Annotated in this window: 23 protein-coding genes; 9 read left to right on the top strand and 14 right to left on the bottom strand. The window is 35.1% G+C overall.

The window, feature by feature from the left end:
- Nucleotides 1-153 precede the first annotated feature (153 nt).
- Complete coding sequence (locus tag FKR84_RS09875) at nucleotides 154-642, top strand: DUF4199 domain-containing protein (RefSeq protein ID WP_141422145.1); 489 nt, start codon at nucleotides 154-156, stop codon at nucleotides 640-642.
- Nucleotides 643-1,178: 536 nt separating this feature from the next.
- On the opposite strand, the gene FKR84_RS09870 is transcribed toward FKR84_RS09875, so the two are convergent.
- From FKR84_RS09870 to FKR84_RS09855, 4 genes are all read right to left on the bottom strand, one after another.
- Nucleotides 1,179-1,850, bottom strand: a complete 672-nt coding sequence (locus FKR84_RS09870) for a peptidoglycan DD-metalloendopeptidase family protein (protein ID WP_141422144.1) — start codon at nucleotides 1,848-1,850, stop codon at nucleotides 1,179-1,181.
- Nucleotides 1,851-1,928: 78 nt separating this feature from the next.
- Entirely contained in the window at nucleotides 1,929-3,389 is a 1,461-nt protein-coding gene (locus tag FKR84_RS09865) for a hypothetical protein (protein WP_141422143.1), read from the bottom strand.
- A 6-nt stretch (nucleotides 3,390-3,395) separates the two neighbouring features.
- Nucleotides 3,396-3,995, bottom strand: a complete 600-nt coding sequence (locus FKR84_RS09860; RefSeq protein ID WP_141422142.1) for a hypothetical protein — start codon at nucleotides 3,993-3,995, stop codon at nucleotides 3,396-3,398.
- The gene (locus tag FKR84_RS09855; RefSeq protein ID WP_141422141.1) at nucleotides 3,979-4,524 is read right to left on the bottom strand and encodes an RNA polymerase sigma factor; all 546 of its coding nucleotides are present in this window, start codon (nucleotides 4,522-4,524) and stop codon (nucleotides 3,979-3,981) included. Before FKR84_RS09855 ends, FKR84_RS09860 begins: the two co-directional genes overlap by 17 nt.
- A 97-nt stretch (nucleotides 4,525-4,621) precedes the next feature.
- On the opposite strand from FKR84_RS09855, the gene FKR84_RS09850 reads away from it, so the two are divergent.
- A complete protein-coding gene (locus tag FKR84_RS09850) occupies nucleotides 4,622-5,188 on the top strand; it encodes a DUF2911 domain-containing protein (RefSeq protein ID WP_141422140.1) in 567 nt (188 codons plus the stop codon).
- A gap of 135 nt (nucleotides 5,189-5,323) precedes the next feature.
- On the opposite strand, the gene FKR84_RS09845 is transcribed toward FKR84_RS09850, so the two are convergent.
- A complete protein-coding gene (locus FKR84_RS09845) occupies nucleotides 5,324-5,752 on the bottom strand; it encodes an organic hydroperoxide resistance protein (RefSeq protein WP_141422139.1) in 429 nt (142 codons plus the stop codon).
- Nucleotides 5,753-5,850: 98 nt separating this feature from the next.
- Here FKR84_RS09845 and meaB point away from each other — a divergent pair, with 98 nt between their 5' ends.
- From meaB to FKR84_RS09825, 4 genes are all read left to right on the top strand, one after another.
- Nucleotides 5,851-6,936, top strand: a complete 1,086-nt coding sequence (gene meaB / locus FKR84_RS09840) for a methylmalonyl Co-A mutase-associated GTPase MeaB (RefSeq protein ID WP_394348481.1) — start codon at nucleotides 5,851-5,853, stop codon at nucleotides 6,934-6,936.
- A 232-nt stretch (nucleotides 6,937-7,168) separates the two neighbouring features.
- Nucleotides 7,169-7,885: a glycosyltransferase family 2 protein gene (locus FKR84_RS09835; protein ID WP_141422138.1), complete on the top strand. Its 717-nt coding sequence runs from the start codon at nucleotides 7,169-7,171 to the stop codon at nucleotides 7,883-7,885.
- The gene (locus FKR84_RS09830) at nucleotides 7,878-8,513 is read left to right on the top strand and encodes a lipid-A-disaccharide synthase N-terminal domain-containing protein (protein ID WP_141422137.1); all 636 of its coding nucleotides are present in this window, start codon (nucleotides 7,878-7,880) and stop codon (nucleotides 8,511-8,513) included. The genes FKR84_RS09835 and FKR84_RS09830 overlap by 8 nt, the downstream gene beginning before the upstream one ends.
- Before the next feature lie 82 nt (nucleotides 8,514-8,595).
- Nucleotides 8,596-10,125, top strand: coding sequence for an ArnT family glycosyltransferase (locus FKR84_RS09825; protein WP_141422136.1), 1,530 nt, complete (start codon nucleotides 8,596-8,598; stop codon nucleotides 10,123-10,125).
- Here the strand turns inward: FKR84_RS09825 and FKR84_RS09820 are convergent.
- Genes FKR84_RS09820 through FKR84_RS09810 form a run of 3 tightly spaced genes read right to left on the bottom strand, consistent with a single transcriptional unit; the run spans nucleotide 10,122 to nucleotide 12,283 of the window.
- Nucleotides 10,122-10,682: a phosphatase PAP2 family protein gene (locus FKR84_RS09820; protein ID WP_141422135.1), complete on the bottom strand. Its 561-nt coding sequence runs from the start codon at nucleotides 10,680-10,682 to the stop codon at nucleotides 10,122-10,124. The genes FKR84_RS09825 and FKR84_RS09820 overlap by 4 nt on opposite strands.
- Before the next feature lie 3 nt (nucleotides 10,683-10,685).
- Nucleotides 10,686-10,913: a hypothetical protein gene (locus FKR84_RS09815; RefSeq protein ID WP_141422134.1), complete on the bottom strand. Its 228-nt coding sequence runs from the start codon at nucleotides 10,911-10,913 to the stop codon at nucleotides 10,686-10,688.
- A gap of 11 nt (nucleotides 10,914-10,924) precedes the next feature.
- Nucleotides 10,925-12,283 (bottom strand): MATE family efflux transporter, encoded by a 1,359-nt coding sequence (locus FKR84_RS09810; RefSeq protein ID WP_141422147.1) that lies wholly within the window; start codon nucleotides 12,281-12,283, stop codon nucleotides 10,925-10,927.
- Nucleotides 12,284-12,415: 132 nt separating this feature from the next.
- Between FKR84_RS09810 and FKR84_RS09805 the strand changes: the two genes are divergently transcribed.
- Nucleotides 12,416-13,024, top strand: a complete 609-nt coding sequence (locus FKR84_RS09805; RefSeq protein ID WP_141422133.1) for a hypothetical protein — start codon at nucleotides 12,416-12,418, stop codon at nucleotides 13,022-13,024.
- A 61-nt stretch (nucleotides 13,025-13,085) separates the two neighbouring features.
- Here the strand turns inward: FKR84_RS09805 and FKR84_RS09800 are convergent, their stop codons facing one another.
- Nucleotides 13,086-14,618: a GH3 family domain-containing protein gene (locus FKR84_RS09800; protein ID WP_141422132.1), complete on the bottom strand. Its 1,533-nt coding sequence runs from the start codon at nucleotides 14,616-14,618 to the stop codon at nucleotides 13,086-13,088.
- Between the two features lie 621 nt (nucleotides 14,619-15,239).
- On the opposite strand from FKR84_RS09800, the gene FKR84_RS09795 reads away from it, so the two are divergent.
- Nucleotides 15,240-15,452 (top strand): hypervirulence associated TUDOR domain-containing protein, encoded by a 213-nt coding sequence (locus tag FKR84_RS09795; RefSeq protein WP_141422131.1) that lies wholly within the window; start codon nucleotides 15,240-15,242, stop codon nucleotides 15,450-15,452.
- A 240-nt stretch (nucleotides 15,453-15,692) separates the two neighbouring features.
- Nucleotides 15,693-16,292: a hypothetical protein gene (locus tag FKR84_RS09790; protein WP_141422130.1), complete on the top strand. Its 600-nt coding sequence runs from the start codon at nucleotides 15,693-15,695 to the stop codon at nucleotides 16,290-16,292.
- Here FKR84_RS09790 and FKR84_RS09785 read toward each other — a convergent pair.
- From FKR84_RS09785 to FKR84_RS09765, 5 genes are all read right to left on the bottom strand, one after another.
- Nucleotides 16,289-16,804, bottom strand: a complete 516-nt coding sequence (locus FKR84_RS09785; RefSeq protein WP_141422129.1) for a hypothetical protein — start codon at nucleotides 16,802-16,804, stop codon at nucleotides 16,289-16,291. The two genes, FKR84_RS09790 and FKR84_RS09785, sit on opposite strands and share 4 nt — an antisense overlap.
- A 1-nt stretch (nucleotide 16,805) precedes the next feature.
- Entirely contained in the window at nucleotides 16,806-17,969 is a 1,164-nt protein-coding gene (locus FKR84_RS09780) for a sigma-54-dependent transcriptional regulator (protein WP_141422128.1), read from the bottom strand.
- Between the two features lie 2 nt (nucleotides 17,970-17,971).
- Nucleotides 17,972-18,865 (bottom strand): DUF6268 family outer membrane beta-barrel protein, encoded by an 894-nt coding sequence (locus FKR84_RS09775; protein WP_141422127.1) that lies wholly within the window; start codon nucleotides 18,863-18,865, stop codon nucleotides 17,972-17,974.
- Between the two features lie 104 nt (nucleotides 18,866-18,969).
- The gene (locus FKR84_RS09770) at nucleotides 18,970-20,265 is read right to left on the bottom strand and encodes an ABC transporter permease (RefSeq protein WP_141422126.1); all 1,296 of its coding nucleotides are present in this window, start codon (nucleotides 20,263-20,265) and stop codon (nucleotides 18,970-18,972) included.
- Entirely contained in the window at nucleotides 20,258-21,187 is a 930-nt protein-coding gene (locus FKR84_RS09765; protein WP_141422125.1) for an ABC transporter ATP-binding protein, read from the bottom strand. Before FKR84_RS09765 ends, FKR84_RS09770 begins: the two co-directional genes overlap by 8 nt.
- Nucleotides 21,188-21,347: the final 160 nt, after the last annotated feature.

The raw sequence follows: 21,347 nt of genomic DNA, 5'->3' as shown, positions 1-21,347 counted from the left end.
CTCACGACGCACTAGAAAAAATGTCCCCGGTAGCATATGCAAAAAAATATTCTTCTGGGGCTAGCCCCAGAAGAATAAAAAATAATAACTTTATCGAAGTTTTAGAAAAATGAACAGTTCTAATTAGGGGAAGCTTACAAAAGGCTAATATTTATGAAAAACTTTAGAATAGAATTTAAATGGGCACTTATTTTTAGTGCTTTTACCTTGTTTTGGATGGCAATGGAAAAAAGCGTGGGTTTACACGATAAGTATATAGAACACCACGCAATTTATACCAATTTGATAGCCATTCCTTACCTAATTATTTTCTATTTGGCTATCAAACAAAAAAGAGACGAGTATTATAAAGGCGTGATGACGTGGCAACAAGGTATGTTGTCCGGCTCTATCGTTTCGGTAATTGTAGCGGTTTTATCGCCTTTGGTTACCTATTTAACGGTTTATTTTATTAGCCCTGATTATTTTCAAAATGCCATTGAATTTAGCGTGGAACATAAAAAGATGAAGCAAGCAACCGCCGAAAGTTTCTTTAGTATTAATTTTTATTTACTGCAAGCTGTCTTTGGGAGTTTGGCTATGGGTATTGTTACTTCTGCCGTGATGGCATGGATTCTTAGAAAAAATCCGAAAAAGGAATAGCTTGTTTTTTCCGTAAAGGAAATGTAGAAAATTGTTATTTATCCTTATAAAAATCAGTATATAAATACCTATATATACTGATTTTATTATTAAATTAAAATTGTCAGTTTGAGGGCGAAAGGACTAAAGAATATTTGCTTTTACTCGTGTTCGATTAAATTAATTAAAACGAATGACACGCCCATAATAGCAAATGGTTGAGAGATTTTACAGTATAACACCTTGCTTTAAACCTGAGTTCGACCTTACAAACGTGAAATCGATATAAAGGTTTTAGTTTTTTAGTTCTTTTTCTTTTGGTTCGTTTTCTTTGGACGAGCAAAGAAAATGAACAAAGCTTTTTAAAGTGCAAGAATCCTATCGATTTGCAAATTTTTTCATTGAAAAAACTTAAGTAGAATTAAAGTTAATCAATTTTATTAGAAAAAATCTCGACTTCGCTCGATTTGACAAACATATATAAGTTTCTTCCGGTAACCATTTGAAACGTTCAAAATTTTCGCCCTTCCCTCTTAAAGTTACGTCACTACCGACCTCTATATATTGAAAAGTAAATTAGGATCGGGGCAGTTTTCTTTATAAAATTCTAGTTCATTTTGCGCACAAACACCGGGATAATCTGCTGTATTGCCTTCTAAATCTTTAATGATTTGAAAATGCAAATGCGGCGCATAATCACCATTTACCTCGGCATTTCCTAATTTGGCAAAGGCTTGTCCAGCTTCTATTTTCTCTCCTACTTTATTGTTCTGCAAAGATTGCCTATCTAAATGGCCATAAAGCGTGTAGAAAATCTCGCCGTTTATATAGTGTTCTAAAATAATGGTTGGGCCATAATCGCCAAAATTAGCATTATTGGCCAAACCAATAATTTTTCCGGCTAAAGGCGCTACAACTTCAGTACCACTTGGCGCCCAAAAATCTACACCAAGATGAATTTCCCGAAGCTTCTGCGTATTGGTAAAATAACTGCTACGACGGTATAAAGTTCGTTTTTCTAAGTAGCCACCAAAAGCAACTTTTTTACCTTTCTCTTGCAGGAGTTTATTTATATATTGCTCAAAAGCCTTTGCACTGGTAATGTCTATCTGCTGCAAATCTTTATTGTTTGCAGATAAATCTAAACGCAAATAATCTTCTGCTAAAAGTTCTTTAGAAAGAACAGGCGTAAATCCGCTGGTAAGTTGGTTAAAAGCTATAGCTGTCATATTTTTTTTTCTAAAAATAAAAAATGCCTTTCATATAGAAAGACATTTTTACTACTAACTCAAAAACTAAATTAAAAACTACTTAAAACTAACATTACTATATTTTGCAATTATTTGCACATTTTTATCGGTGTTCCTACTATTTTTAAAGCCATTAATTACTTTGGTTCCGTAATTATCCGTTACCTGCGGATTAAGGTTTTTAGGGTAGGAAATAGCACTTTGCTTTCCGTTATAATTAAAATTAAAAGCCGTTTCCGGAAGCTTTACAACGGCATCACTACTTGCAAGTTCAATATGCAATTGTTTAAAATCTTTAGCAATTTCGCCTATTTTAAAACTCCCGAAAGACCCTTGTATCAAACCGGTTTCTTCTAATTTTTCTATAAAAAAATTACTTCCTTTAGCTTGTAACTGAATGCTTTTTACATTTTGAATAGATGCATCTTTCACATAATCTACCCACAGCTTTCCATACTCCCAATGCTTTATCTTTACAGGCGAATAAGCAATTCGTAACTCGGTATTTTCTCCATTTAATTCTTCGGCGGTAAAATTAGAATAGCTTATTTGGGCTTTTAAGTTACTAACAGCATCCGACAAGTTTACTTTTCCGTAACGGGAATTTAAAAGTAGTTGCACATCTTTTGGTATTTTTAAACGTAAAACATAATCTACCCCGTTCTCTTTTTTGGTATTAGCAGGGCTGTTAGAGTATATTATTTGTACAGACTTAGAGCCATTTGGGCCGGTAGTAACGGTTTTGGAATAGTTACCGCCATTATCTTTACGCATTCTTCCGGCCATTTCTTCCATACGTTCTGCAAAAGCCTCCCAACGTGCTGCGTGATTTTCTTGGCGTTGTTTTATACTTTGCATGCGCTCTTGATTTGCTTCTATACGTTCTTGAAATCTTTTGGCTTGAATTTCTGCCCTTGCTTCCAGATTTTTAGTCCATTCTTGCATAGCTTCTTCAAAATCTTTTCCAAAACTCTTTTTTATTTGTTCCTCATAATTTTGCAAATAAGCCTGCCCTTCTTTTTTAAATGCATCGTAATCAAATCTCAAAACACTTAAATTCTCCATATAGTCCGAAGGTAAATCTATACTTGGCAAATTCTCTAGCATAGGTTTTAAATCTTCTAACATTGGCGCGATAAAATCTGTATTTAAGCTTCGCAAATCTACCGCAGTAGTCTGATTTTTAGAAGAAGCAAACTGTGGTAAGGGTGGTGCTATACTAACTTTAGAAAGAATTTTAATCGTATTGCTGTTTCCTAAAACTTCTAATTTCCAATTTTTAGCCATCTCTTTTAAGGTAGCTTCAGAAATATCTTTGGCGCTTAAATATGCTTCTAATTGTACTTCATCTCGATTCCAGGTTTCTACTTCCAGTTGCGTATGCCTTAAGTTTAGGTTTACGGATACGTTTTCGCTAACTGCATATTCTTCGGTTTGTTTAGTATAGGTGTTTTGCGCTTGCATTTCCATACAGAAAAAAAGTAGCAACACACTAAATATTATTTTTATAACTTTCATGACTTCTTAAATATTAACGGCTTGTGTTTCTTCTAAGTTGGCTTTTTTAATGCTTTTGAGTTTTTCTTTTAATTGCATTAGCAGGTCCAAACGTAATTTTAAATTGTTTATCATGGCATTTACCGCTTCTTCGGTAACACCGTTCTGGTTTATTTCTTGGTTTAGCTCTTGGTAATCTGCGTCCAGATTTGCCAATTGCTCCATAAAACTGTCTATTAAAGCTTTGTTTTCTCCCGTGATTTCCAGTCGGGATAACTCGGTATGTATTCCTGCCAAGTAGTAATTTTCTATCTTTTTAAACTCAGGAGAGATATCGCTTAAAAAAACCGGGCTTTCTTGCTTTGGCTTGGCTTTTTGTTCTGTATTTACCACTTGTGTATTGGTGGTTTGCATTCCGCTAAAATTAGTAAAACCTAATGCTCCAATAGATAAAATAACTACCACTATTGCAGCGACTTTTAACCAGGTTACCCAATTGGTGCTTTTTTCTTCTTGGGGTAGTTTTTCTTCTAAAAGCGCTTTAAACCTTGCTTCGTGGCCTTTCGGCGGATTTTGTTTTTCGTCTCTATAGCTTTCAGCAAACATTTTTCTAAGATCCTGTGCCATAATATTTATTTTTTAATTTTTCTTGTAATTTTTTCTTTCCACGATGTACCAGTGTTCTGGATGAAACCGGACTAATGCCCAAAATTTCTGCAATTTCCTGGTGATCGTAACCTTCTAACAGAAATAATAAAAGCGGATATTTATAATTGTCATTTAGGTTTTCTATTTCTTGTTTTACCTCATCAACGCTTATGCCCTCTTCTATTTCCCATTGGTTGTCTTTCTCTACACTTTCTAGCACTTGCTCATTTATAGTAGTAAAATGTAGCTTGCGCGCTTTTAGCATATCTATGCTTTTATTGATTACAATACGCTTAAGCCAGGCTCCAAAAGTTACTTCGCCATTAAATTGGTGCAACTTTTCAAAAGCTTTAATAAAAGCTTCTTGCATAGCTTCTTCTGCATCATGCGAGTTTTTTAAAAACTTTAATGCTACATAGTACATCGCGTCACAATATTTCTTATACAAGATTAATTGTGCTTTACGATTGTTATTTTTACACTTTTTAAGGAGTTCTGCTTGTACCAAAATGCATTTTGATTGGTGGTTTATTATAAAGACGTTCTAAACTTACTGGTGTTGCAAAATTTATTAATTATTTTTAAAATTTTAATCGTTCTCTATCATGCACAAGAAAATAAAGTACACTTTTATAATTTTGGTAGTTCTTATTTTAGGTGGAATGTTGGCCTATAACATCTGGAAATCAGACACCAAAACTTACAGTCCGGAAGATACTGTTACCTATCGGAACGAGAATCTATTAGTAGAAGTTTTTTATAACCGACCATATAAAAAAGGACGAGAGATTTTTGGGAAATTGGTTCCTTATGAAGAAGTTTGGCGAACCGGTGCTAACGAAGCTACTACTTTTGAAACCAATAGAAATATTATGGTAGATGGTTCTTTGCTTAAAGCGGGAAAATATACGTTATGGACCATTCCCGATAAGGAAAGCTGGAAAGTTATTTTTAATAAAAAAATGTACGCTTGGGGAATAGAACTCTCTACAGAAAAAGCCGCGCGAGACGCAGAATTTGATGCATTAACTCTAGAATTACCGGTTTTACAACCCAAAGAAACTGTAGAGCAGTTTAGTATTTACTTTACGGAAGGACATAATCTAAACTATATGCATTTGGCCTGGAGTAACACTTTGATTAAAATCCCGTTTACGGAAGCAGAAAAATAAAAAAGCAACAGTCTCCAAACTATTTTAAAGCTCGTTTTAATTGCACTTGAAATTCATTTTGAGCGCGGGCAAGAAATCAAAACCCTAAAATAGTAAGACTATTGCTTTTTATGGCATTCCAAAAGTACCTTAAACTTACTCGTCTAACAATAAGTTAAGCGTAACATCTATATTATCTCTTGTAGCGCGAGAAAACGGACAGATTTCGTGGGCTTTATTTACCAATTCTTCGCCTGTTTCAAGATCATCTACCCCGGGCAAATAAGAATCTAAAATTACCGAAAGCTGGAAATCGCCTTCATCTGTTTTACCAATGCTTACCGAAGCAGAAACCTGAAAGTCTCCCAAATCTACTTTATTTTTTTCGGCAATAGCTTGTAAAGCACTTCCGTAACAAGCAGAATAAGCACCGGCAAAAAGTTGCTCTGGGTTAGTTCCAGAACCGCCGTCGCCATTCATTTCTTTTGGCACGCTAAGTTGCATGTCTATTTTATTATCATCACTTTTTAAAGAACCAACTCTACCGCCTTTAGCAGTAACTTTCTCGGTGTAATACGTTTTCATAAATTGCGTTTTAAATTTTCTATTGATGTTGGAATATAACAAGTATAGCGGGCTTTTTCAAAAATGAATTCATAAATTTGTCCTAAATAAGCTATACTTTGAAATCGTCTAAAACTCCTAAAAATTCTGCTCTCCGCGATAGTTCCGGGAAACTGCCAGCTTCTGGCGTAAGTGCCAAAAGCGCTGCTCGTATAAAAGCTTTACGAAAGAAAAAGATGTCCGGAAAGAAACTGGTAAACGATATTCTTAGCGGTAATAAAACTGCGCTGAGTCAAGGTATTACACTTATAGAAAGTGAGCAGGTAAAACATCGCAGTTTGGTAAAAACGCTTATAGAAGGCTGTTTGCCGCACGCCAATAAATCTATTAGAATTGGTATAACCGGCGTTCCCGGCGTAGGTAAAAGTACATTTATAGAAGCTTTTGGAAATTATTTACTGCAAGAAGGTAAAAAAGTAGCGGTTTTAGCGGTAGATCCTACCAGTTCTATATCTAAAGGAAGTATTTTGGGAGATAAAACCCGAATGGAAAATTTGGTAAAACAAGAAAATGCATTTATACGTCCAACAGCTTCTGGAGAATCTTTAGGTGGCGTGGCCAAAAAAACGCGCGAATCTATTATTTTATGCGAGGCAGCGGGTTTTGATACTATTTTAATAGAAACCGTAGGCGTAGGACAAAGTGAAACGGTGGTACATAGTATGACAGATTTCTTTTTGTTATTGAAATTAGCCGGTGCAGGCGATGAGCTGCAAGGCATAAAACGTGGCATTATGGAAATGGCAGATGCTATTGTAATCAACAAAGCAGATGGCGAAAATAAACCTCCCGCGCGCCGCGCAAAAGCCGAGTTTAAAAAAGCTTTAAGCCTCTATCCTGCCCGCGAAAGTGAATGGCAACCAAAAGTACGCTTGTGTAGCGCATTAGAGCAAACCGGCATCGAGCCTATTTGGAAAATGATACAGAAATACCAAGAGCTCACCCAGAAAAACGATCATTTTCAGAACAACAGAAAAGAACAAAACAAATTTTGGCTGCTACAAACCATCAATGAGCAATTAAAAAGTGATTTTTATTCCCAACCTAAAATAAAGACGGCTTTAAAAGAACAGTTACAAGCCATAGAAAAGAGCCAAACCACACCTTTTGAAGCCGCCGATTATTTATTGGATTTAGGCAAATAAAGTATTGGTTACTAAAATTAGTTAAACCTGTTTAATTTTCTAATTGAACAGCAAATTATGCGCCGCAAGCCTGTTTAGGAACATTCTGGTAAAATACCAGGTAAATTAAGTATAAAAAAACGGATTTAAGAGCTTCTTAAACAACCTAAAACAATTTGTTAATATTATTTTTTAATTGGTTTTAACTTTTTTCTATAAATATTAATAATTTTGCGAAGATTAAATAGCTTTTATGCAATACGAGTTCACTATCATTGTCCCCTTGTTTAACGAAGAAGCAAATCTTCTACGGGTAGAAAAAGAACTTGCTCTATACTCGCAAAACGCGATAAAAAAAACCTGTGTTTTATTTGTGGATGACGGTTCGACAGACAATAGTTTAGATTTGGTAGAAAAAATTTGCAGTAGAAATAAGACCTTTCATTTTATTGCTTTTAAAAAAAATCAAGGTTTAAGTGCTGCCATTAAAGCCGGTTTCGATTATTCTTCTACGCCACTTACCGGTTACATCGATTCTGATTTACAAACCAATCCAGAAGATTTCAATTTACTTTTACAAGAAATTGGTCCGTATGATTTGGTTACCGGACTTAGAACAGACCGAAAAGATTCTTTTAAAAAAAATATGTCATCTAAAATAGCCAATGGTATTAGAAGGGCTTTTACCCAAGACGGCATGGACGATACTGGTTGCCCTTTAAAAGTTATTAAGACCGATTATGCCAAGCGCATCCCAATGTTTAAAGGTTTACACCGCTTTTTGCCCGCTATGATAATGTTGCAAAATGGTAAAATTTTACAAGTCCCGGTACGCCACTATCCGCGAGTTGCCGGAAAACCTAAATTTCATCTTACCAACCGCCTTATTGGCCCTTTAATTGACTGTTTTGCCTATATCTGGATGAAGAAAAAATACATCAATTATACGGTAAACAAGCGCGATGAGTAGTTGGCAAATTTACAGTATTGGTCTAATTGCTCAACTTCTTTTTTCGGGAAGATTATTACTACAATGGCTTGTATCTGAGAAACATCAAAAAGTTTTAACACCATCGTTGTTTTGGAAACTTAGTATAATTGCTTCCTTTTTATTGTTTGTTTATGGATACTTACGCGATGATTTTTCTATAATGCTTGGGCAAGCTATTACATATTTTATTTATATACGCAATTTACAGTTGCAAGGCGAATGGCAAAAAGCACCAAAAGTTCTACAATTGTTTCTATACTTTTTTCCGGTATTGATTGTTATTTATTCTTATAACAACAATGCCTACGATCTTAACCAACTTTTTTATAACGAAGCAATTCCGTTTTGGTTACTGGTTTTGGGTTCTGTATCTCAAATCGTATTTAATTTCCGATTTTTTTACCAATGGATTTATTCCGAAAAACTAAACCAATCTGTATTGCCACTTGGTTTTTGGGTGTTGAGTTTAATTGGCGCCTTGCTAATTTTACTATACGCCATCATTCGTCAAGATCCGGTTTTATTTATTGGCCATATTACTGGCAGTTTTATTTACATTCGAAACATTATGCTAAGCAAAAAAAACCATGCAAAAATCAATTCCTGACAAAAACTACTACTTCTTTATTTTACTAGGAGTGTGTGTCCTAGTTTTCCTATTTAACTTAGAAGCTATCTATGTTAATATTATGGAAGCACGAAACTTTATCACTGCGCGGGAAATGCTTAACCAAAATAGTTGGCTATTGACCACTATGAATAATTTACCGCGTTATGAAAAACCCCCCTTACCAACTTGGCTTACTGCTATTAGTGCATATTTATTTGGCATTAAAAATCTGTTTGCCATGCGTTTGCCTGCCGCCTTGAGCAGCATTTTATTGCTTATTTGCTTTTACAAATTTTTACCTAAATTTAAAATTTCATTTAAGCAAAGTTTTTTAAGCAGTTTGGTGCTGGCAACCTCTTTCTATATTATTTTTTCTGGCAGAAATGGCCAGTGGGACATTTTCACCCACGCATTTATGCTGGTTTCAATTAATTATTTATGGAACTTTTTTAGTAGATCGAAACAGCTATATGAAAATGCGATTTTAGCAGCTTTATTTTTCGGGTTTTCGTTTATGAGTAAAGGGCCGGTTTCGCTCTACGCCCTCTTATTGCCTTTTTTACTCGCTTATGGAATTGTTTACAAATACAAGAATTTTAAAAAAAAGAGCAAGGCATTTATCTTATTTATACTGCTTTCCATTGTAATTAGCGCTTGGTGGTTTGTTTACGTTCGATTGGCCGATCCGGTGGCTTTTATAGAGATTACGAGCCAAGAAACTTCGCGTTGGGGTAGTTATAACATTCGGCCATTTTATTACTATTGGAGCTTTTTTACCCAAAGTGGTATTTGGACCATTCCTACCTTTGTTGGTCTCTTATATCCTTATTTAAAACATAGAGTAAGTAATAAAAAAGCCTATCTTTTTTCCTTTTTATGGACGATTTTATCGGTGGTTTTGCTTTCTATTATTCCCGAAAAAAAGTCTAGGTATTTACTGCCCGTTCTTATACCAATGGCTTTTAATACCGGGTTTTATATAGACTACTTATTCCGAAAGTTTTCCAGCATGCCTTTAAAAGAAAAAGCAATTGTGTACTTTAACAACGGCCTAATTGCATTGATAGGAATAGCTTTTCCTTTTCTGGGCTATTTTTTATTAGATTTGGAAGGCTTTTGGGGATATTATATTGCCACTTCTGTTTTGTTATTTGGAATTGGGATAGCAAAGTTTTTTTATTTAAATCGCCAAGAGTACAGCAAAGTTTTTTATTTGAGTATAGCTTTTATTTGTGTGATTATAGTGATAGGCTTGCCACTTATCAATTGTTTTTTAGATAACCCGAAGTTTAAAAACATAGCAGAACTTCAAACCAGCGCCCAAGACAACAATTTTACAGTTTATGAGTACGGCGGGGCCACGCCAGAGTTAATTTGGGAATTTGGGAAACCTATTCTACAGATACATCTCAGAGAAGATGTCTTTCCTAAAAAAGAGAAATTTGGCGTGTTAGTTCATCCTAAAAACAAGGATTTTTTAGAAAAAATTGAAGGGAAATATAAAATTGTAGAACGCGCCCGTTACGATTTAAACTACGTTAACCCGGAAAAGTCAGGCTACAAATTACGTCTTGTTCGTGATTTTTATTTAATAAAGAAAATAGATTAAGTAGCATATTTGCGCACCAAAAATTGTTGCAATTTATAAAACAACCAGCCAAATATAATGCCCACAACTATTCCCGCCAAAACATCGCCAGGATAGTGTTTGCCTAAGTAAATTCGGCTATAGCCAACTACCAAAGCCCAAAATACCAACCCAGGAAGCGCATATTTATACCATTTTTTTAAAATACTACCAAGAAAAAGCGCTACAGCCATAGAGCTGGCAGCGTGCGCCGAATAAAACCCGTTACTGCCACAATAAGACATAAAAAACCTGCCTTGGGCAATAAAATCTTCGTTACACGGCCTGGGTCTGGCAAAATAATCTTTGGATAAGTTGGCCAGCTGATCTGTGCAGGTTATCAAGCCGGCAATTAGCACTAAAGTAATTACCACGGCTTGCCATTTATAATTTTTTATTAGCAAATACAGCAAAAACGCGTATAGCGGAATTGCGGCAAATTTGTGGGTAATAAAAAGCCAAAACCAGTCCCAGGTTTCGGTGCCGAGATTATTTAAATATAAAAAAAGTTCTTGGTCGAGTTCTATAATTTTTTCCATCTGCTAGTCTTGGTATCGTTCTACTTCTCTGTCATAAAAACGGGAAGCTTCTTCTATAAGGTTTCCGGTTTCGGATTGTAGTTCTTTTTCGTCGTTTTTATCAAAATCTTCTAGCCATTCTATCTCATCGTCTTCAAGATTTATTATAAAACGTGGAAATTGTGTATGTATTACAAAAATGGCGTTAGGATAATCTGTATTATCGCCTAATATAAAACGTGGAAATTCCATTAAGTTTATTTTTAAGAGGTTTGAATATGTCCTTGGTTAATTAATTTTTTACTTAAATAATTAAATCTAATATATAACATTATTGCCGAAGCAGACAAGCCGGCCAACAAACCGTACCAAATGCCCATACTACCCAGCGCTTCTTCTTTCCCTGTAAAGTAAGAAATAGGAAAACCTATAACCCAATAGGCAATAAAGCAGATAAGTGTAGGTATTTTTACGTCCTGCAATCCGCGTAAAGCGCCTAAAATAACAACTTGTAAACCATCACTAAGTTGAAATAAAGCGGCAATTATTAATAGTTGCGCGGCTATGGTAATTACCTCCGCATTGTCTATATAAAGGGTTGGCAGGAAATCTTTAAACAGAATAAAGCCCAAGCCAAAGACCAGTTCTATTAGAAAAACCAATAAAAGCGTAGAAAAAGCAATGTTGCGTAAACTTATATAATCTTTTTTTCCTTTTTGATTTCCTACTCTAATGGTAGCGGTAACGCCAATACCAACTGCAATCATAAAAGTCATAGAAATCAAATTTAAAGCCACTTGATTGGCGGCTTGCGGATTGGTACCCAAAGTACCGGCCAAAAATACAGAACCGGTAAAAATACCCACTTCAAACAACATTTGCAGCGCAGTAGGAAAACCTAAGTTAAACAAACGTTTAAACACCTTTTTTTGTAGTGATTTTTTCATTAAAACAAAATAAGGCTGAAATTTTGACTTCGATTTTAAAATAAAAAAGATAAAAGCCAGCATAAAAAAGCGGGAAATTAAAGTACCAATTGCCGCTCCTTCTAATTCTAAACGCGGAAAAAACCACACGCCATAAATAAGTACATAATTAAAAAACACGTTTACTACGTTGGCGGCAATGGTAGCATACATAGCATATTTGGTTTGCGAAAGTCCGTCGCCAAATTGTTTAAAAGCTTGAAAAACCATTAATGGGATAAGCGAAAATGCCACGATATCTATATAGGGCAAAGAGAGATCTACAACTTCTACGGGTTGGTCTAAATAATATAACAGCGGTTTTACCATCCAGACTAAACCAAATAAAAATAACCCGTTGAGCACACACATAACAACCCCATGCTGAAAATAGGACCGTCCTTTTTTAATGGCAGAAGCGCCATCTGCCTCGGCTACCAAAGGTGTAATTGCAAAACTAAAACCTATTCCTACAGACAAGGCAATAAATATTAAACTGTTGCCTAAAGATACCGCTGCTAAAGGCGCAGCGCCCAATTGGCCTACCATAATATTATCTGCTAAGCCTACCAAAACATGCCCCAATTGCCCCAGCATAACCGGAAAAGCAATATGCATGTTTTTCTTAAATTCTTTGGTATAGGTGTGTAAACGCAAGACTATTTTTTTGGGCAAAGATATTTTATTTACGCGGCAAATAGCCACAAAGTTAGTAGAAGATTTAAGACTTATTTAATAGGCTTTTCTAGAGCTTTCTATTAACTTTCGGGTTCTAACATTTCTTTATTTATGAAATTTACCAACAAAGTGATTCCGCCTGAAATTAAACAACAAGTAGAAACTGCTTTGAGCTATTATCCGGAGTTAAAAGACACCCACATAATTTTTAAGTTTAAGAAAAAGATAAAAAAATCTACTATGCAAGCCCAACCCTTGTTTAGTAGTTTTTTAAAATCGCGTAATAACAGAAGATATATCATTTTAATAAGCGAAAAATTTCACATTGAAGGAGAAGAGTTTAAAGTAATAGATGTAGACGATGATATTATGATAGGCTGGATAGGTCACGAATTGGGCCACGTTGTAGATTACCGCAACCGGGGTACAGTAGGAATGTTTATTTTTGGACTAAAATATTTATTCTCTAGCGCGCACATTAAAGAAGTAGAAAGGGCGGCAGATACTTTTGCCGTAGAGCACGGGATGTATCAATATATTTTAGCTACCAAAAATTTTATTTTAAACCATACTAGTATCAGTCCGGAATATAAAGATAGAATTAAGCGCTTATATATGTCTCCCGAAGAAATAATGGAACTTGTAAACAACCTACCTCCCAAAGAAGTAGAAGATAAAGTAGCCAAAGAGATTGAAAACGAAGAAAGTTTAAACCTCTAACAAGCAAGTTTAGAACTTGCCTATCGAACAAAATTTTACACATCTATTTCACTTTAAGCTCTTATTTTAAATAATCTTCAAGAAAAGCTTTAAAATCTGCGTATTTTTCTTCGTTCATTACTTTTTCCATTTTTACTTGTCCGCCTTTCTTTTTATTGGCACCACTCCATTCGTAAAAAGCATCTAACGGAATCATATTTACTTTTACACCTTTTAGCGCTTTCCCACGAGCAACTTTATAGTTTTTATTGGCGTTTTTTAAACTTTCGTCTAGAGCATCTGCCAATTCAGTTTCGCCAACTTTTAAATCTTGGTCGGTTCCTATATGCCAAACGTGGTAAAACTCGTTTTCTAACTTTACTGCAGATACCGTAAACTCCGGTAATTGTATATCAAACTTTTCTTCTATTTCCTGTATAGCGGTATTCATTTTGTTTACCGAAAGTTGCGACCCAACCACATTCAAGAAAAACTTGGTACGTCCCGTAATTTTTATTTCTGCTTTTTCTTTATTGGTAAAAGCAATGGTATCGCCAATTAAGTAACGCCAAGCGCCCGAAACTGTGCTAATCAATAAAACGTAATCTTGGTTTTCTTCTACATCTTCTAACCCAATAACCGGCGCATCATCGCTAACCGAACCATCTTCCTGAATGTATTCTGGTTTAAAAGGAACAAATTCAAAATAAATACCATTATCTGTTATCAGTTGCATTGCTGTGGTATCGGGTCTGGTTTGGCAAGCCAAAAATCCTTCGGAAGCTAAATAGGTATCTATAATAGTAATAGGATGTTCTAACAAGGCGTTAAAACTTTTTTCGTAAGGTTCAAACGCAACTCCCCCAGAAGTATACACTTGTAAGTTAGGCCAAATCTCGTGAATATTGTCTACATTATGGTACGCAATTACCTCTTTTAGCATTAACTCCATCCAAGACGGGATGCCGCTCAAAGCGCCAATATCCCAATTTTTAGCATTTTGGGCAATGTGTTTTATACGCTCGTCCCAATCGTCTATTTTGGCAATCTCTTCGCCGGGTTTATAATATCCTCGAAACCAAAAAGGAATATTGCTAGCGCTAATACCGCTTATTTCTCCTTCTAAATGCGAATCTTTTTCTTGTAAATTGGTAGAGCTGCCCAACATCATTATTTCTTTTTCAAAAAAATCTGATGGCAAATCAAAATTAGACAAAGCAGTGACTTGTTTAATACCGGCTTGTTTAATGGCATCTAACATCGCATCGCTAACCGGAATTTTTTTGCTGGTTTTACCCGTCGTACCAGAACTAATCGCGTAATAAGAAGGTTTGCCTGGCCAACTTATATCTTCTATTCCTTCGTGCAATTTGTACCACCATTGTTCATTCATTTTATGATAATCAAAATAAGGTACGCTTTCGCGGAAAGATTCTTCTAGATTTTTATTCTTTAAAATTTTTTCAAAACCGTAATATTTTCCAAAAGCCGTATCTTTTGCTTTCTCCAACAAGTTTTTAAGCACTTTTTGTTGCTCCTCTACCGGATTTATATCTCCGGTAAAACTGCCGGTTACATCTATAACTTTTTTGATTAGTCCGCCTATAATTGCCATTAGAAAATTTTTAAAAAATTCACTCAAATATACTATATAAGTGCGCTTGACGAGGTTTTCGCTTAATAAATGTTTGTTAATTTAAACTTTCTTAATTATAGACTATTTCACTTTTTAATAACTTTACGGAAAGTAAAATGGGAGCTTATTTTAATTTTTTTTTATTTAAAAATACTATTGCTTGATTAAATTAATTAAAACGAATGACACGCCAATAATAGCCAAGGGTTTTGGGATATTTATAGTATGACACCTTGTTTTAAGGGTTTTTATTTTTCAATGGCCTAAGCGAAGTTTGCGTTATAAAATGATGTGAGTGGAGGGTTAAGCAAACTAGCGCCAGCCGCAAAAAATTAAATAGACACGAGCAAAACTTTGAGCTTTAAAATTTATGAAAACTAGCGAATACCTTTAGTTTGCGCCGTAACGAGGGAAATTTTTAGCAAAGTTCGGTTAAGCCTAGACTTTTTTGGTTCGTTTTTTTGTCAATGAAAAAAATGAACAAACAAATTCTATTGAAAATAACTATTGTTAATTTTAAGAGCAAGTTTTTTTCAATCGGACAATAATGATTTGTGAAAAAGAAGATTTTAAAACCTAAACATTCTTAAATAAATTATCATGAAAAAAGACTTTAAAAAAGGCGACAAAGTAAGTTGGAACTCCGAAGTCGGAAAAGTTTCCGGCACTATAATCAAAAAACATACACAAGATTTTGATTACAAAGGCTATACACATCACGCCACAAAAGACGATCCGCAATACGAAATTAAAAGCAATAAAACAGATCATATTGCCGCACACAAAGGTTCTGCTTTAACCAAAATTGATTAATGTCTTAAATCAATAAGGTTTTAAGCCGAGTTTTTTCCGTAAAGCTAAAATTAATAATTGGGTTAACGCATCTACCAAGTATAATTAGGTATAATTAATAAACCTGCATTAACCAATATAGGAAAGCAACCAAAGCAATTTTTTAGCTTAATTTAATGTACTTTTTAAAAATTTTAGAAAGCAAAAAAAAGCAGCATTTAAGTCTTAATTTTCTATCTTTGCTTTTTAAATTAATATAGCTTGAATAAAGAGGTAATTATAGATAGGGTAGCCGAAATTTTGAAAGAAACGCCTACCTCTATGGAAATCGTAAAAAAAGGAAAAAACCGAGATGCAAGGTTTCACTATCTTGCAAAATATATGGTTGATAAAGCTATTGAAAAAGACGCCCTTATCCTCTCTGAAAATCAAATGGGTATAAGCATCGTTATTAGAAACAGTCGCGATAAAGCTAATTTTTTAAAGGATACTTGGGAAGATTTAAAATTGGTGTGGAATGTTACCGGATTTAAAAACATCCCGAAAATTTTAAAAAATCAGCAATATGTAAAAAATCAGCGTCCTAAAGATCAGGATTATTTATACTGCTGGTTTTGGGGAATTTCTAAAGACAACCGTGGCGCGGGTACACAGGTAGCAAAAGAGATGAAGGACGAGTTTTTACGTTTGGCGCATAAATACGATATTCCGCTGTTTGCAGAAACCCAAATGCGCCGCAATACAATTGTTTACCAAAAGTTTGGTTTTGACCTTTTTCATACCTGGAACCGCGATGATGGCAAAACCATGTATTTTTTAAAATACGACCCCAAAAAACATCCTGAAAAGAACGCAAATTAAGTTCCCGAGGCTTGTATGCGATAAACCAAACCAAACGTAAAACTATCGTAACGCCTGCCAAAACTTTTTAAATTAAATTCTGCAAAAAGCCGAAAGGATTCTCCCAAAGGTAAAAACCCGATAAATTTTAATTCTGCTCCGTGGTTAAAATCACCGGTCTGAAAAAACAAATTATTAGAAGTATCGGGATGGTTTTTGCGCATTTCAAAATTATTGAGCGTATAACCCAATCCGCCTAAAATTGTTATTTGATCAATTGATAGAAGTTTATAATTTATACTAGCGCCAAACTCAGAAAAAGTTTCTGTATTTTGTGTGGTGACATCTCGCCTAAAAAACAAATTATAGGCCGTCAGGTAACTCCAATCGCTTTCTTGATGGTATTGCGCGCGCATATTTACCCCCCATTCGTCTTGCAAACCTACGCTAACGGTAGCGCCGCCACCAAAATCAAAAGCTTGGGCAGAGAGTAATTGACTGCATAATAATAGCGACCAGAAAATTGGTTTCATTTTATTTACTTGCAAAAAGTTCAACGTCTTTTTTTTCTATTTTTTCGCCACCTAAAATAATTAAACGTTCTATCACGTTACGTAATTCTCTAATATTGCCGGTCCATTCGTATTCCTTTAGCAACTTTAAAGCTGTATCCGAAAATTCCTTCTGTGGCACACCTTGCTCTTTAGCCATTTTGGCGGTAAAATGTTCTACCAAAAGCGGAATGTCTTCTTTGCGTTCACTAAGTTTTGGCACTTTTATTAAAATTACAGCTAAGCGGTGATAAAGGTCTTCTCTAAAGTTTTTTTCTGTAATTTCTTTCTGCAAATTTTTATTGGTAGCGGCAATAACGCGTACATCTACCTTAATATCTTTATCGCTACCTACACGCGAAATCTTCTTTTCTTGTAATGCGCGTAAAACTTTGGCTTGCGCCGAAAGGCTCATATCGCCTACCTCGTCTAAAAATATTGTACCGCCGTTGGCAGCTTCAAACTTTCCTGCACGGTCTTTATTAGCCGAAGTAAATGCGCCTTTCACGTGCCCAAAAAGTTCGCTTTCTATAAGTTCAGACGGAATGGCTGCACAATTTACTTCTACCATTGGTCCTTTAGAGCGTTCGCTTTTTTGGTGTAACCAATGTGCTACCAATTCTTTTCCGGTACCGTTTTCTCCGGTTATAAGCACGCGTGCTTCGGTAGGGGCAACTTTTTCTATAATTTCTTTAATGTTGATAATAGCTTCCGACTCGCCAATCATCTGGTAATTTTTACTTACTTTCTTTTTTAAGCGTTTGTTTTCACTAACCAGTTGATTTCTATCTAAAGCAATGCGTACGGTATTTAGCAAACGGTTTAAATCTGGGGGTTTGGAGATATAATCAAACGCGCCTTTTTTCATGGTATCTACAGCGGTTTCTAAATCGCCGTGACCGGAAATCATCACTATGGGCGTTTCTGCCTTTATTTTTTTTGTAGCTTCCAAAACCTCAACGCCATCCATTTTTGGCATTTTAATATCGCAAAGCACCAAATCATAATCCTTTTCCTTGATTTTCTCTATTCCTTCTAAACCGTCTTCTGCTTCTTCTACCGCGTAGTTTTTATTTTCTTCGGTTAAAATTTTAACCAATACGCGTCTTATTGCCGCCTCATCTTCTATTACTAATATTGTAGCCATATTTATAATTTAAATTTTATACCGGACCTAAGGTATAGAGTGTTATCGTTTTCTATAACATACACATCTTCCCGGTCGTTATTTCTTATTCTGTATTCGTTATACACCGTGTGTCCCGCATAAAGATAATACTGCAAATGTTTTGTAAAATAAAATTCATATCCCAAGCCTAATGCGACGTTGGTCATAGAAATATTTTCGCCTACACGGCTTACATTATCTATTATAACATTATCTTGAATATTTGCAAAAAAATTATCTAAAGTAGCAAAGCTTTGTAAATGATGTTTTTTATTGAAAGTGTAGCGCAAAAGCGTTTTTGGCACCCCAATGGTATAGGACCAGGTCTCGTTTGGTTTTCTAAAAAAATTAATAAGCGGTAAAGGATAATTTCTTCCGGGCGTGGTGGTATAGATTAAACCAACAATCCACCGGTATGGTTTTCCTATTGCTACGCCGTTTTCGTCGTGTTCTTTTACATCGTTAATGGCGTAAACTGCTGCAATATATAACAAATCGTCGTTGCGCATAGAATGCTCAAAATTAGAAGCGATTCTAATTCCGCCTCGAGCGGCAAAACGCCAATTAGTATTTTTTATTTTCTTTACATAACCCAATGTAGCTTCTATACGTTGGGTAGACTCTAAACGTTCGTGGTCAAAAGGTGCAGATTCTCGAAAATCTAGATCGAGTTTTCTATACCCCATTCCAATTACAAAATAATCTTCTTTTATAGGAATAGGAACTTGCACATGCGTTCTAAATCTGTTAAGCGACTGGTCTCCTTTAGAAAACGGAATACGCATATATTCTATTCGTGCTAAATCTGTTGCCTGCGAAAAAACCATTTGAATTAGAAAAAATGCAAGCAGTAAACAATAAAATTTAGGACGCATATAGTTAGTTTTACCTGTTTTATCGAAGGTAAAAATATAATTGAATTTTTACTGATTTATTAACGCAAGCTTTAGTATTTTTTTACTGAAAACAAAAAAACTTGTTAATGCCGTAACCATTTAAATAATTCTTTATAGCTCGGTTTCTTTCCGTACATTAAAATACCCGTGCGGTAAATTTTGGCCGCCAAGAAAACAGTAAAAATAACGGTAGCAACTAAAATTGCTAAAGATAGCGCCACTTCCCACCAAGCAACTCCAAACGGAATACGCATAAGCATAACCACCGGCGAGGTTAACGGGATATACGAAAAAATAACCGCTACCAAACCATGCGGATTCTCGATAACCGAGAAAAATCCTACATAAATACCTAACATTAAAGGTATTAAAATAGGAAACATAAACTGCTGTGTATCTGTTTCAGAATCTACAGCCGCGCCAATTGCAGCATAAATAGAGCTGTATAAAAAATAACCTAAAATAAAATAAACAAGAAAATTAAGACTTATACTCAATAAAGGTAAATTCACAATATCCAGTAAAATACTTTGCATTTGTGTGGTTTGGCTTTGCAACTCTACACCACTCATGCCTTGCATGCTTTGTGGCGATATATCAAAAATTCCGCTTACGCTGAAAAGGAGAATACCACCAAAAATAATCCAGATAAGAAACTGCGTGATCCCCGCAAAACTAGTACCCAAAATTTTACCCAGCATTAATTGCATCGGTTTAACCGAAGAGATAATAATTTCTACAATTCTGTTGGTTTTTTCTTCTATAACGCTGCGCATTACCATATTGCCGTAAATTATGATAAACATCATAAGCAAATAACCCGCTGCGCCACCAAAAAACATTTTAATATACGAGGCCATTTTGGAAGTTTTTTGACCGGAAAATGTTTCTATTTGCAAGGCAACTTCGGTTTTGGCACTATCGTATTTTTGCAAGTCTACACCATTTGCTTGCAGTTGTTTTTGCGTTAATTGCTTACTTAGTTTCTTGTTTATTTCTGAAAGCAAAGAAGCACTTGGAGCTTCTTCTGAAAAAAACTGAATGTTTTTTGCCAGGTATTGCGGATTCTCGTTCTGCGGAATAAATAACAAGCCGTTAAATTCTTTTTTTGCAACAGAATCTATAGCTGCGCCCAACTCTAAATGCGAGTAATCTAAATAAGTAACTTCTTGATCTGAAGGAAAAACTTTTTCAAAAATTTCTGCCTTATCGTGAATGGCTACCACTTTTTCTTCGGTGTTGTTTAAACCGGTTAGATAGGCAATGAGCAAAACCATGGCAACCATAAACAACGGACTTAAAAAAGTCATTATCATAAAGGTTTTGTTGCGCACCCTTGCCAAATACTCCCTAACTACAATTAATTTTAAATTACGCATGTTGAGTGACTTTATCTATAAAAATATCGTTTACCGAAGGAATAACTTCTACAAAATGATTTAACTCGCCGTGGTTTAATAAAAAAGCAAGCAACTCGTTAGCACTTTGCCGGGGTTGCAATCTTACATTAAACCTATAATCGTTATTAATACTGAGAAAATTGGCGGGTAAGACCTCAAAATGCTGCTGTAAAAGCTGTTCTAATTCATTTTGATTTTTTGGGGCAATTGCAACTTGAAATGTATTGGTTTTAAATTCTTTTTTAATCTCATTTACCCTGCCATCTATCAATTTATTAGATTTGTGAATCAAAGCCATATAATCGCACAACTCTTCTACACTTTCCATACGATGAGTAGAAAACAAAATAGTAGCGCCATTATCGCGTAGTTTTAAAATTTCTTCTTTGATTAAGTTGGCGCTCACAGGATCAAAACCGCTAAAAGGTTCGTCAAAAATCAACAATTTAGGCTCGTGTAAAACCGTAACGATAAATTGTATTTTTTGCGCCATTCCTTTAGAAAGCTCTTGTATTTTTTTATTCCACCAATCGCCAATCTCCAACCGCTCAAACCAATAGTTAATTTTGCTTTTGGCTTCTTGTTTGCTCAATCCCTTTAGTTGCGCAAGATATAATATTTGCTCTCCTACTTTCATAGATTTATACAAACCGCGCTCTTCTGGCAAGTAACCAATTTGCCCAATGTGTTTTGGGGCAAGCGCTTCTCCGTTAAGAAAAATTTTACCGCTATCTGGCATTGTAATTTGGTTCACAATGCGTATAAAAGTTGTTTTTCCGGCGCCGTTTGGCCCTAAAACACCAAAAATACTTTGCTTGGGTATGGCCAAAGAAAACCGGTTTAAAGCAGTGTAACTTCCATAATGTTTTGAAACGTTTTCTGCTACCAAAAGATTTTGCATAAAATAGGTGTTAAGAAGTGCAAATATGAGAAAAAAATAAAAAGCGTCTTAAAAAACAAAACCCACCCTTAAAATTTAAGTTTTAAGGATGGGAAAAAAATTGCTATGAAAAAGAAAAATACCATCACAAGCTTGTGATGATATTTCAAATATATATAAA

It is taken from the genome of Haloflavibacter putidus (assembly GCF_006546625.1).
Lineage (GTDB): Bacteria > Bacteroidota > Bacteroidia > Flavobacteriales > Flavobacteriaceae > Mesonia > Mesonia putida.
The sequence above is the reverse complement of the archived record's forward strand: the minus strand, read 5'-3'. Positions and strand labels throughout refer to the sequence as shown.